The sequence below is a fragment of the Mycobacterium sp. NGS51 genome (genome assembly GCF_059812525.1).
Genome location: NZ_JCALCV010000009.1, coordinates 1 through 12,408, shown reverse-complemented (window position 1 = coordinate 12,408; position 12,408 = coordinate 1). Strand labels below are relative to the sequence as shown.

14 protein-coding genes are annotated in these 12,408 nt (G+C 67.0%); 7 read left to right on the top strand and 7 right to left on the bottom strand.

Annotated features, from left to right (window positions below; translation table 11 throughout):
* Positions 1-4 precede the first annotated feature (4 nt).
* The 6 genes from AC5Y5W_RS12785 to AC5Y5W_RS12760 form a co-directional block, all read right to left on the bottom strand.
* Entirely contained in the window at positions 5-295 is a 291-nt protein-coding gene (locus tag AC5Y5W_RS12785) for a WXG100 family type VII secretion target (RefSeq protein WP_500022326.1), read from the bottom strand.
* 28 nt (positions 296-323) lie between these two features.
* Entirely contained in the window at positions 324-641 is a 318-nt protein-coding gene (locus AC5Y5W_RS12780) for a WXG100 family type VII secretion target (RefSeq protein WP_500012787.1), read from the bottom strand.
* Between the two features lie 172 nt (positions 642-813).
* The gene (locus AC5Y5W_RS12775) at positions 814-2,010 is read right to left on the bottom strand and encodes a PPE domain-containing protein (RefSeq protein WP_500012786.1); all 1,197 of its coding nucleotides are present in this window, start codon (positions 2,008-2,010) and stop codon (positions 814-816) included.
* Between the two features lie 11 nt (positions 2,011-2,021).
* A complete protein-coding gene (locus tag AC5Y5W_RS12770; RefSeq protein ID WP_500012868.1) occupies positions 2,022-2,318 on the bottom strand; it encodes a PE domain-containing protein in 297 nt (98 codons plus the stop codon).
* A 138-nt stretch (positions 2,319-2,456) separates the two neighbouring features.
* The gene (locus tag AC5Y5W_RS12765; RefSeq protein ID WP_500012785.1) at positions 2,457-3,152 is read right to left on the bottom strand and encodes a type 1 glutamine amidotransferase; all 696 of its coding nucleotides are present in this window, start codon (positions 3,150-3,152) and stop codon (positions 2,457-2,459) included.
* Positions 3,149-4,378, bottom strand: coding sequence for a Mur ligase family protein (locus AC5Y5W_RS12760; RefSeq protein WP_500012783.1), 1,230 nt, complete (start codon positions 4,376-4,378; stop codon positions 3,149-3,151). The genes AC5Y5W_RS12765 and AC5Y5W_RS12760 overlap by 4 nt, the downstream gene beginning before the upstream one ends.
* Before the next feature lie 95 nt (positions 4,379-4,473).
* Here AC5Y5W_RS12760 and AC5Y5W_RS12755 point away from each other — a divergent pair, with 95 nt between their 5' ends.
* Positions 4,474-5,463 (top strand): DEDDh family exonuclease, encoded by a 990-nt coding sequence (locus tag AC5Y5W_RS12755; protein ID WP_500012782.1) that lies wholly within the window; start codon positions 4,474-4,476, stop codon positions 5,461-5,463.
* A 120-nt stretch (positions 5,464-5,583) separates the two neighbouring features.
* Here AC5Y5W_RS12755 and leuA read toward each other — a convergent pair whose 3' ends face one another.
* Positions 5,584-7,404 carry a 2-isopropylmalate synthase gene (gene leuA, locus AC5Y5W_RS12750; RefSeq protein ID WP_500012781.1) on the bottom strand — a complete coding sequence of 607 codons (1,821 nt, stop codon included), beginning with the start codon at positions 7,402-7,404 and terminating at the stop codon, positions 5,584-5,586.
* A gap of 291 nt (positions 7,405-7,695) precedes the next feature.
* Here leuA and AC5Y5W_RS12745 point away from each other — a divergent pair, with 291 nt between their 5' ends.
* The 6 genes from AC5Y5W_RS12745 to AC5Y5W_RS12720 form a co-directional block, all read left to right on the top strand.
* Positions 7,696-8,961, top strand: coding sequence for an aspartate kinase (locus tag AC5Y5W_RS12745; RefSeq protein WP_500012780.1), 1,266 nt, complete (start codon positions 7,696-7,698; stop codon positions 8,959-8,961).
* Complete coding sequence (locus AC5Y5W_RS12740; RefSeq protein ID WP_500012779.1) at positions 8,962-9,993, top strand: aspartate-semialdehyde dehydrogenase; 1,032 nt, start codon at positions 8,962-8,964, stop codon at positions 9,991-9,993.
* A gap of 124 nt (positions 9,994-10,117) precedes the next feature.
* Positions 10,118-11,161 (top strand): DUF4185 domain-containing protein, encoded by a 1,044-nt coding sequence (locus tag AC5Y5W_RS12735; protein ID WP_500012777.1) that lies wholly within the window; start codon positions 10,118-10,120, stop codon positions 11,159-11,161.
* A 64-nt stretch (positions 11,162-11,225) separates the two neighbouring features.
* The gene (locus AC5Y5W_RS12730; RefSeq protein WP_500012775.1) at positions 11,226-11,603 is read left to right on the top strand and encodes a hypothetical protein; all 378 of its coding nucleotides are present in this window, start codon (positions 11,226-11,228) and stop codon (positions 11,601-11,603) included.
* A gap of 105 nt (positions 11,604-11,708) precedes the next feature.
* Positions 11,709-11,876, top strand: a complete 168-nt coding sequence (locus AC5Y5W_RS12725; protein WP_500012773.1) for a hypothetical protein — start codon at positions 11,709-11,711, stop codon at positions 11,874-11,876.
* Positions 11,877-11,918: 42 nt separating this feature from the next.
* Positions 11,919-12,408 (top strand): hypothetical protein (locus AC5Y5W_RS12720; RefSeq protein ID WP_500012771.1); only part of this gene is annotated, 490 nt, incomplete at its 3' end.

Below are 12,408 nucleotides of genomic sequence, written 5' to 3'. Positions count from 1 at the left end.
CAAGCTAGATGAACGCCTGGCTGATGGCCTGATCGGTGGCTTGAGCGCTTTCGGCCGTGTTGTTGACGACGTGTCCGTGTTGGCTGACGGTTTGGATCAGGCCCTCCAGGCCATGCAGCATCTGTCGTTGGGCGTCGAAGAAAGCAGTGGCGCCGGTGCCCTGGAAGAAGTCGGCCAACGCCTGAGTGCGGTGGGCAATGTCGTCGTGAATTTCCATCAGCTGAGCCGCCCGCGAGGCGACGTCGGAAGCAAAACCGGTGACTGCCCCGTAGTTGTAGGTGATTTGGTCTGACATATCCGTGAGCCCTTCTGCTTGACTTCTGCTAGCTCGCTGCACCAAATAAGCCGGTAAATCCATGGGACGCATCGGCTTCGTGGTTTTCCATCAGTGCCGCCGCGCGGCCGAGCCCATGAGCCAGGCGTTGGCCGCCGGTTACCGTCTGCTGGAGGTCGTGATTGATTTGCCCGGCGGTGGCCAGTGACGTGCTACCAGCCTGGCCGTGCCAGGTGGCCACGCCGATCACGTTTTCGTGGGTGCTCAGGTAGTCGTTGGCCACGGCGGTTGCGTACTGCAGGGCCGATTCGATGGCCTGCTGGGTAGTCCGCAGCAATTCCGGTGTCACAACGGTCGCGTTTGACATGCCTGCTCCTTGATTTCTCTCCCCCGAGCGGAGGGTTTGGCTAGCAGTGTAGGCGCGGTTCGCAGGTTGTCACTTCACTCGACAGCAAACATTAAGTATCGCTACTTGGTATGTGCTACAAGCGCTATTGATGGAGACAGCAAACCCACGATGCGCTGGCACTTATCACGCACTATCCGTTGTGCACCGGGTCGCCGTCGACGGCGACGCGTGCACGAGCCACCGCTCGCTTGTCCGCATCACTGCCTCCGCGGGCGGGCGGACCGGTCGGTGTCATCGCCATCGGACCGCCGGCCGTCGGCGATGTGGTCGGACTGCGGTGTTCGGCAGCGCCGAACAGCTCGCCCCGCAGACCGGTGGGTCGCCCGCCGGCCGGCGGGTCGAAGCTGCTGGGCGGGCGAGTGTAGCTGGTGAGCCCGGCTCCCGGATATCCGCCGATACCGCTTGCACCACTGGGGGTTCCGGCACTAAGCCGACCGGAGCTATCGCCACCGCGGAGTGCCGGCTCTGCGCCGGACATCGTCGCCCCATCTGATAACCCGGCCGGCGTAAACATGCCGCCGACCGACTGCAGCAAGGCTTGCGGCATGCCCGTCAAGCCCTGCAGCCCGTGCATCGGTGCCTGGGCTGACGCCGTCAATGGCTGGATTGCGCCCGATACCCCTTGCTGCAAGGGTTCGATAAATGCACTGAGCGGGCTGGACGTAGCGGCGGGCGCCGACGTCGTCTGACCCGCGGCCTGCGCAGTCCGGTTGGAAAGCTGCAGCGCGTCATTGATGCCGGTTTGCGCGGCTGCTTCGGCGACGGCCTCGCCCGCCGCTGCCGGCCCGGCTGGTGATGCTGCCGCGAGCGCAATTGGCGGCGGCACCGCCAATGCGGCGCAAAGCGTGCTCAGCGCAGCGGAATACGCCCAACCGACACTTGAGTTGTGCGGCCAGTGTTCGCCGAAGTATTCGCTGTCCAGGCCCACGATTTCCGGTGTGCGTATGCCGAAGAAGTTGGTGGCGTTGGCGGTCATCCACTCGTCACGATTCAACTGACATACCTGGGACGGAACGACCGATGAACTGGCAACGATGAATGCGTCCACGGCGGCTTGCGTCAGCGCGATCTTTTCCATCGTCCATACCGCCAACGTCTGTAGCGCCGCGTTGAGTCCGAGCACCGCCGCCGTCGAGGCAACCCCGCCCATCCCTTGCCAGGACGCCGCGGTCGCCGCGGTGTTAGCCGCCGAGAGGCCCATAGCCGTCTCGTGGCAGGCGGTTTCGGCTGTCCATGCCGCGTTGCTGGTGATCACCGACGCCGGCGAGCCGGCCTCGAAGGTAGCGGCGATCACCTCTGGTGGACCAGACCACCTCGGGTCGGGCACGGGTCGCTTCGCTAGGCCAAATTGGCCGCGCGGACCGCTTCGGTGGCGGTGTATGTGCCCGAAGCCAGGGCCTGCGATCCGGCGAATGCCGCTCGCTGGCCGACATGCTCGGCCGCGGTCGCAAGGTAAGCGACGCCGGTCGCGTTCAAAGCTGTGGCGAATTCGGCCGAATCCACATCCGCGGCCATCGGCATCACGCCGGTGAGCGCGGCCGCACCCGCCGCGGAGGCGGCGGCCGATTGCGCGCTGATCGCTGTCTCGGTGGCTGCCGACGCATCGACGGCACCCGGAATTACGTTGAGTGGCAACATCGTATCCCCTCCGGCTCTGGTCTAGCCGTCCCGCACAGTGCCGGCACCTCGATCACAACCGACGCGAATGGGACTCGGCTCGAATCCAGAGTGCTCCAGTGGCGCCCAACGCACAATTCAGTGGGGCATATCGATTCAGGCTCGCAGCCGCTCGCGGCGCAGTAACTCCACCTCCGGCAGTTCCAGCGGTGCGAGCTCACCGACCACCCGCGTCAACAGCCAATCGCCCAGCTCAGGATTGCGGGCCAGACATGGGCCGTGCATGTAGGTGGCGATCACGCTGCCCTGCACCGCGCCGTCTACGCCGTCACCGGCGCGGTTGCCGGCACCCTTCTTCACAGCGCCCAACGGTTTTGCGGCCGACCCGAGCACTGTCCCGCCACGGTGGTTCTCGAAACCGGTCAACGGCGCGGCCAACCCGTCCAGCAGCGGGGCGCTGACCACCTCGCCGATGGTGCGCTCGCGCTGCGGCGACGTGGTCGCATCCAGCAGACCCACCCCGTCGACCCGTTCGCCTGCCGACGTTTCGTACCACTGACCCAGCACCTGAATGGCGGCGCAGATCGCCAACACCGGCGCGCCCCGGGCCGCCGCACGCTGCAGCCCCGGATGCTTGACCAGATGGCGGGTGGCCAGCCGCTGCGCGTAGTCCTCGGCCCCGCCCAGCGTGTAGAGGTCCAGCGACTCGGGCACCGGGTCGGCCAATGTGATCTCGACGATCTCTGCCGCGATGCCCCGCAATAGCAGCCGCTGCCGCAGCACCACCGCGTTGCCGCCGTCGCCGTAGGTGCCCATCACGTCGGGCAGCACCAGCCCGATCCGCACCGTCATCGCGAGCGCTCCAACGCCCGGTGCAACTGCAGGAAAGCCGTGTAGTTGGCGACGACCTCCACCGCCCCCGGCGGGCACGACGCGATGGCCGCCAGCATGTCATGCACCAGGGTGTGCTGCACCCCTGCATATCCCAACCGAACGGCAAGGTCGGTGCCGCGTTCACCGGCGGCCACCACCGTTGTGTCTTCGAAATGCTCAAACCGCACATCCCACAGCCACGACAGGTCCTCGCCGTCGGGCACCTGCCCGTTGACCGCGATGACCACCCCCGCGGCGTGCTTGTCGACCATCGACAGCGCCTCCTGCCAGCCAGCCGGGTTCTTGGCCAGCAGGATCCGTATGGTGTGTTCGCCCACGCGGACGGTGCGATACCGGCCGGCGACCTCATCGACCGTGGCGACCGCCGCCAACGCTGCCGCCGGATCGACGCCCACCGCCACGGCGGCTGCCACCGCCTGGGCCGCGTTACCGCGGTTCACCGACCCCGGCAACGCCAGCCGCATTGGCAGCGCCAGCCCGTTCGGCCCGTAGAGCCGCTCGTCGTCGAACCACCAGTGCGGGCTGGGCCGCCGGAAGTCCGCACCGGTGGAATACCAATGATCCTTGTCGCGGACGATCACCTCGCCGCTGCGCGGGCAACTCACCGAGTCGGCCGACCAGCCGGCGCCTGCCGCCACCCACACGACGTCGGCACTGTCGTAGGCGGCCGAGGCCATCAGCACGTCATCGCAGTTGGCGACGACCACGGTTTTGGGGTGCCGGGCCAGCCCGGCCCGTAGCGTGCGTTCGATCACGTTGATCTCGCCGACCCGGTCCAGTTGGTCGCGGGACAGGTTGAGCAAGATGATGACGACCGCGCCTACTGCATCTAAGACGTGCGGGACGTGCATCTCGTCGACTTCCAGCGCGGCCAGCTCGGCATCACGGCCGGCAGCCAGCGCAGCCACCAGCCCGGCGTCCATGTTGGCGCCCTCGGCATTGGTCGCCACCGCCCCGAGGCTGCCCAGCGCGGCCGCGGTCATCCGGGTGGTCGTCGACTTGCCGTTGGTCCCGGTGACGATGACCGTGCGCCGGTCCACCCCGAGCTGACGCAATATCGAGCGGTCAAGCGTCATCGCCACCAGGCCGCCGATCATCGCGCCCGCCCCGCGCCCGGTCACTCGCGATGCCCACCGGGCACCGGCCCCGGCGGCGAGGGCCACGCGTCCCCGGGCGGTAATCACCCGCGCAGTTTAAATTGACGGCACGACGGGCGTTAAATCCACGACACGAGCGGTAGCGAACCGACGATGTCGGTCCGACGTGCCATCCTCCCCTTATGGGGATCGCTTGGGGTCGGCCGGCCAGTGAAGCCGGCGCGGGCTGGGCCGTCATCGATGTCGAGACCTCGGGCTTTCGACCAGGTCACGCCCGGATCATCAGCCTGGCGGCGCTGGCCCTCGACGCAGACGGCCGAATCGAGGAATCCGTCGTCAGCCTGCTGAACCCCGGTGTCGATCCCGGACCCACGCATGTGCACGGGCTGACCGCTGCGATGCTCGAAGACCAGCCGCAGTTCACCGACATCGCCGCTGATGTCGTCGAGCTGCTGCGCGGACGCACACTGGTCGCGCACAATGTCGCGTTCGACTACGCCTTCCTTGCCGCGGAAGCCGAGATCGCCGACGCCGAACTGCCCGTTGACGCCGTCATGTGCACGGTCGAGTTGGCGCGACGGCTCGGGCTCGGGACCGACAACCTGCGGTTGCAGACGCTGGCCGCGCACTGGGGCGTGGCGCAAGAACGCCCGCACGATGCGTTCGACGACGCTCTGGTGCTGACTCGTGTGCTGGCCGCCGCCCTCCAGCGGGCGCGTGAGCGCGACGTGTGGCTACCGGTGCGCCCCGTCACTCGTCGCCGGTGGCCGAACGGACGGGTCACGCATGATGAGCTGCGACCGCTGAAGATGCTGGCGTCTCGGATGCCGTGCCCCTATCTCAACCCCGGCCCGTATGTGCGGGGCCGTCCGCTGGTGCAGGGCATGCGGGTGGCGCTGGCGGCCGAGGTCCGACGCACCCACGAGGAACTGGTCGAGCGGATCCTGCATGCCGGGCTGGCTTATAGCGACGCCGTCGACCTTGACACGTCGTTGGTGGTCTGCAACGAAACCCAGCCCGGACACGGCAAGGGTTATCTGGCCCGCGAACTGGGCGTCCCGGTGGTTTCCGACGCGCAGTTCATGGATTCCGTCGGCACCGTCGCCGGCGGCACAGGTGTCGAGGACTTCACCGAGCCGGCCGACGCCGGCGAACAGTTCGCGTTGTTCTGATTGCCCGGCTTCTCCTCACGCCGCTGCGCGGCGTGCATCGGCGCCGCGTTGTTCTGATTGCCCGGCTTCTCCTCACGCCGCTGCGCGGCGTGCATCGGCGCCGCGCGGTTCTGATTGCGCCTAACGAGCCGCCCGGTTGACCGCGGAGACGACGGCACGCAGCGACGCGGTGGTGATCGACGGCGCGATGCCCACGCCCCACACCGTTCGGCCGCCGATCGCCGCCTCCACGTAGGCCGCCGCCTGCGCTTCCTCACCGGCGCTCATGGCGTGCTCGGAGTAGTCCAGCACTGCCACGTCGAACCCCGCCCGACCCAGCGCGTCGACGAACGCAGCCAGCGGGCCGTTGCCGGCGCCGCTGATCTCGGTCTCGGTGCCGTTGATCTTCACGGTCGCGACGATGCTGGTGGTTCCGCTGTCCTCGTCGGCGGCGTCGACCCGGTGCTTCATCGGCTCCAGCGGTCGCACCGGCGCGAGGTACTCCTCAGCGAAGGCGTCCCACATCTCTTTCGGTGAGATTTCGCCGCCCTCGCCGTCGGTGATGTGCTGGATCACCTGGCTGAACTCGATCTGCAGCCGGCGCGGCAGCGCCAGACCGTGGTCGGCCTTCATGATGTAGGCCACCCCGCCCTTACCGGACTGCGAGTTGACTCGGATCACCGCCTCGTAGGTGCGGCCGACATCGCGCGGGTCGATCGGCAGATACGGCACCTGCCAGAGCATGTCGTCGACATCGGAGTCGGCCTCGTCGGCGGCGATCTTCATGGCGTCCAGGCCCTTGTTGATGGCGTCCTGGTGGCTGCCGGAGAATGCGGTATAGACCAAGTCGCCCCCGTAGGGGTGCCGCTCGTGCACCGGTAGCTGGTTGCAGTACTCCACGGTGCGCCGGATCTCGTCGATGTCTGAGAAGTCGATCTGCGGGTCCACCCCGCGGCTGAACAGGTTCAGACCCAGCGTCACCAGGCACACATTGCCGGTGCGCTCACCATTGCCGAACAGGCAGCCCTCGATCCGGTCGGCGCCGGCCTGGTAGCCCAACTCGGCTGCGGCAACAGCGGTTCCGCGGTCATTGTGCGGATGCAGGCTCAAGATCACCGAATCGCGGCGCTTCAGATTACGGCTCATCCACTCGATCGAGTCGGCGTAGATGTTGGGGGTGGCCATCTCCACGGTGGCCGGCAGATTGAAGATGACCGGGTTGGCCGGCGTCGGTTGGATGACATCGCCGACGGCGTCGCACACCTGCTTGGCGTACTCCAGTTCGGTGCCGGTGTAGGACTCCGGCGAGTATTCGAACCGCCACTGCGTACCGGGATATTTGGCGGCTTCCTCCACGCATTTGCGGGCTCCGGCCACCGCGATCTCCTGCACTGCCGCGCGGTCGGCACGGAACACCACCCGGCGCTGCAGGATCGACGTGGAGTTGTAGAAGTGCACGATCGCCCGCGAAGCACCCTCGCAAGCCTGGAAGGTGCGCTCGATCAGCTCCGGTCGGCATTGGGTTAGAACTTGAATGGTCACGTCATCGGGGATGAGGCCCTGCTCGATGATCTCGCGAACGAAATCGAAGTCGGTCTGGCTGGCCGACGGGAACCCGACTTCGATCTCCTTGTAACCCATTCGCACCAGCAGCTCGAACATGCGGCGTTTGCGCGCCGGGCTCATCGGGTCGATCAGGGCCTGGTTGCCGTCCCGTAGGTCGACCGCACACCACATCGGGGCGCGACGGATGACCTGGTCCGGCCACGTGCGGTCGCCCAACGCGACGGGCTCGACTTCCTCGGCGAACGGACGGTAGCGACCGATCGGCATCGCCGAGGCGCGCTGAGTGTTCCAGACGGGCTGCGCGGATTTGGGCGCACCCGCAGGTGTGGTGATGGTTCGACCGGACCTGAAGGCATCGGCCGAATCGGCCGGATCCGGGGAGGAAAAGGTTGTCACGATGATCGCTCCGGGGGATGGGAGGGAGCCGAAAGGCTACGACCGGCGCATCGCGAACACCCGCGACGGGAAGCCGGTCTGGATCAGACCCCGCCGCGGCGTCCGAGGAGGAGCACGCGCTGCACGGTGTGTACTTTACCGCGCTCACTGCCCTCACCAAAACGGTTTCGAACACCGACATGGCCGACCTTGACCCCGTGCTTCTCCTCGAGCATTGGACGGCCCGCACCGTCGTCGGGCAGCCACGTATTCTGTTGTCGACCTAAAACCCGTGAACCTGAAAGGACGGAAGTGGCGCTCGTCGTGCAGAAGTACGGCGGATCGTCGGTGGCCGACGCCGACAGCATCCGCCGGGTTGCTGAGCGCATCGTCGAAACCAAAAAGCAGGGCAACGACGTGGTCGTGGTGGTCTCGGCGATGGGCGACACCACCGATGATCTGCTCGACCTGGCCCAGCAGGTATGCCCGGCGCCGCCAGCGCGGGAACTGGACATGCTGCTGACCGCCGGTGAGCGCATCTCCAATGCGCTGGTGGCGATGGCAATCGAATCGTTGGGATCCCAGGCCCGGTCCTTCACCGGCTCCCAGGCCGGCGTCATCACGACCGGCGCGCACGGCAAAGCCAAGATCATCGACGTCACCCCGGCCCGGCTGCAATCCGCGCTCGATGAGGACCAAATCGTTTTGGTCGCCGGTTTCCAAGGTGTGAGCCAGGACACCAGAGATGTCACCACGCTCGGTCGCGGCGGCTCGGACACCACCGCGATTGCGCTGGCAGCGGCGCTGGGCGCCGATGTCTGTGAGATCTATACCGACGTGGACGGCATCTTCAGCGCCGACCCACGCATCGTGTCCAACGCCCGACGGCTGCAGACCGTCACCTTCGAGGAGATGCTCGAAATGGCCGCCTGCGGCGCCAAGGTGCTGATGCTGCGCTGTGTCGAATACGCCCGCCGCTACAACATTCCCGTGCACGTCCGGTCGTCGTACTCGGACAAGTCGGGCACTTTTGTCACCGGATCGATCAAGGACATTCCCATGGAAGACCCCATTCTGACCGGCGTCGCGCATGACCGCAGCGAGGCCAAGGTGACCGTCGTCGGCATCCCCGACATCCCCGGCTACGCCGCCAAGGTGTTCCGGGCGGCCGCCGACGCCGACATCAACATCGACATGGTGTTGCAGAACGTTTCCAAGGTGGAGGACGGCAAGACCGACATCACCTTCACCTGCCCGCGCGACAACGGGCCCGTCGCGGTGGAGAAATTGGTGTCACTCAAAGACGAGATCGGCTTCACCGAGGTGCTCTACGACGACCACATCGGCAAGGTGTCGCTGATTGGGGCGGGCATGCGCAGCCATCCCGGCGTCACCGCCACGTTCTGCGAGACGCTGGCCGGTGTCGGCGTCAACATCGACCTGATCTCCACCTCGGAAATCCGGATTTCGGTGCTGTGCCGTGACACCGAGCTGGACAAAGCGGTCGTCGCGCTGCATGAGGCGTTCGGCCTCGGCGGCGAGGAGCAGGCGACGGTCTACGCCGGGACGGGGCGCTAGATGGTTGCCATTGGCGTAGTGGGTGCCACCGGGCAAGTGGGCCAGGTGATGCGCACCCTGCTCGAAGAGCGCGACTTCCCGGCGAGCAGCGTGCGGTTCTTCGCCTCGGCGCGTTCGCAGGGCCGCAAGCTGTCATTCCGCGGCGAGGAGATCGAGGTCGAGGACGCCGAAACCGCCGACCCGGTCGGGCTGGACATCGCGCTGTTCTCCGCCGGCGCGGCGATGTCCCGGGTGCAGGCGCCACGCTTCGCCGCCGCCGGGGTGACGGTGATCGACAACTCCTCGGCATGGCGCAAGGATCCCGACGTGCCGCTGGTGGTCTCCGAGGTGAACTTCGCCGACGCGCGCAAGCGGCCGAAAGGCATTGTTGCCAACCCGAATTGCACGACGATGGCCGCCATGCCGGTGCTCAAGGTGCTGCACGACGAGGCCAAGCTGGTGCGCCTGGTGGTCTCGACCTATCAGGCCGTCTCCGGCAGCGGGGTGGCCGGGGTGGCCGAGCTGGCCGACCAGGTTCGCGCGGTGGTCGACGGTGCCGAGCTGCTGGTGCACGACGGCAGCGCGCTGGCATTCCCGCCGCCCAAGACCTACGTTGCGCCAATCGCTTTCAACGTGTTGCCGTTGGCAGGCTCGCTGGTCGGCGACGACTCCGGCGAGACCGACGAGGACCAGAAGCTGCGCAACGAAAGCCGCAAAATCCTGGGTATTCCCGACCTTCTGGTCAGCGGCACCTGTGTGCGGGTTCCGGTGTTCACCGGCCATAGCTTGTCGATCAATGCCGAGTTCGCACAACCGCTTTCACCCCAACGTGCTCGCGAACTTCTCGACGGCGCGCCGGGCGTCAAGCTGGTCGACGTGCCGACTCCGTTGGCCGCCGCGGGGGCCGACGAGTCGCTGGTGGGCCGGATCCGCGAAGATCCGGGCGCGCCGGACGGGCGCGGGCTGGCGCTCTTCGTCGCAAGTGACAATCTGCGCAAGGGCGCAGCCCTGAACACCATTCAGATCGCCGAGCTGCTGGCCGCCGAATTGTGATCCGGGGGTGATCCCGCCGCCCGACGCCGTTCGCGTTGCGCGCTTATCTCTGACGGTTTTTGCGGTGGTGTCTTTGCTTGTGCTGCACTCTGTTTCGTTTGCGAATGCGGATCCGCCCGCACCGATGCCTGAGCCGATCCTACAGCCGCTGATGCCGGGGGAGGTGATCCGGATCGGTCCCACCGCCGGGACCGGCACGCCTACCCGGGATTACGGCATCGGCGCCACCGACCTGTGCGAGTTCATGGAGTTCCCCACCGAAGTGCTGCAGGTCTGCGGGGACAGCTTCGCCGGCCAGGGTGTTGGATTCGGCGGCTGGTTCACGCCGATCGCGCTACGCGTGGACACCTCGTCCGTCGGCGACCCGGAAGGGGTGCGCTACACCGGGGTCACCGGCGTGTCGGAGCCGCTGCTGGCCGACCCGCCGCCGCCCGGGTCGGGGCAGCTGCCCGCCGGGGTGGTGCGGATCAACCGCGACAACTACCTGCTCGTCGCCACCACCAAAGAACTGGAGCCCCAAAGTTCGCGGTTAGTGAAAGCCCAACCGGTGCAAGGCTATTGGCAGACGGTTACAGGATCGGTGCGAGACGCTTCCTATCAGGGCGGCGGGCAGTCACAGATCAGCGGCTATTACGATCCGATCCCGACCGCTGACTCGCCGACCGGCTGGGTGTACATCGTCGCCGACAGTTTCCAACGCAACCTGCCGGTGGTGCTGTACCGGGTTGCCCCGGAGAGTTTCACCGACCGCTCCCGGTGGCAAGGTTGGGCATCGGGACCTGACGGCGGTTGGAACAAACCGCCAACACCGTTGTGGCAGGACATGGTCGGTGAGATGAGCTTCAAGCAGATCGACGGAAAGGCCGTGCTGTCGTATTTCAACTCCAACACGGGAAACATGGAAGTTCGGGTCGCCGACGAACCGACCTCACTGGGCACCGCACCGGTGACCACGGTGGTGCAACATGACGAGTGGCCCGATCCCGCCGAAAGCCTGCCGCCACCCTACGACAACCGGCTGGCCCAGCCGTATGGCGGCTATATCTCCCCGGGGTCGACGCTCGACGAACTGCGGGTGTTTGTAAGCCAATGGCACAACAGCGATCCGCGCGCCCGGGCCCCGTATCGAGTGATCCAGTTCGCCGTCAACCCGTTCAAGCCCGAATGACTCATAGCTCTTACATAGCTGGTACCTAGCTCGGACTATCGGTTGGTCGCGCATGATGCGAAGCATGAGCGAAACACCTGAAGCACGCACCGCGCCGACCACGGCCACAACTACGCCACGTCCGGACAAGCCGTATTGGCTTTATCGACTCGCTGCATGGGTCGTGATCGTCGCGGGCATCCTGTTCATCGTCACGACCATTTTCTTTGCCGGCTTCCGGATCGCCGGACATCATGGTCATGGTCACCACGGCCATCATCACGGCCACCACCACTCGATGTTCCATCGCGGACCGGGCGGCGGGCCGGGCGGTGGCCCCGGTGGTGGACCCGGGGCAGTCCCTCCCGGTGGACCAGTCGGCCCCGGTGGCCCCGGCGCCGTCGCACCCGGACCCGGGCAGCCGCCGGCGTCGGTGGCCCCGTCCTCTGCTCCGGCGCGCTAGCGCAACGTCATTACTTCACAACCCGGCGTCCCGACAATGGGACGCCGGGTTCCGACGTTGTGCCGGGTTCGCAGGTAGGGCCGTGCCTGCGGCATGATGCGGGACATGAGCGATACACCTCAACGGCCGGCTCCGCCACCTGCGGCCGCGCCACCGTCGACAACGCCCGACCGGCTCTACCAAGTCGCGGCCTGGGTCGCGATCATCGCAGGAATCGTCTTCATCGCCGCGACTGCCCTGTTCATCGTCTGCATGCTCTGGTGCTGCCACTAATTGGTCGCGCGGCGACCCGCCGCGAAGGCGCATGATCGGGGTATGACCGAAACACCCGAAGCTCCGCCGCCCGTCCCCGCCCCGCCGCCACCGCCGCCACCGCCGCCTCCGGCTGCGGCACCCCAGAGCAAGCTTTACCGGACCGCCGCCTGGGTGGTGATCGTTGCCGGCATCGTTTTCATCGTGACGGCCGTCTTTTTCACCGGCGCCGCGGTTAGCGGTTACAACCTCTATCACCAGCGCCACCATCACGGCATGTTCAACCCTGGCGGCCCGCCGCCTCCCGGGGCAGGGCAGTGGCTGTTCGTCTTCCCGGGCGGACCCGGCATGGCGCCCGGGCCCGGCATGGCGCCCGGGCCCGGCATGGGACCCGGACCCGGCATGGGACCCGGACCCGGCATGGGACCCGGTGGTCCGGGCGGTGCCGGATTACCGCCGATGATGCCTGGCGGGCCGGGCATGGGGCCAGGGCCCGGGCCTGGTGGTCTCTTCCCACCGCCGTCGAGCCCCGCGCCCGCTCCGCCTCCGCCGC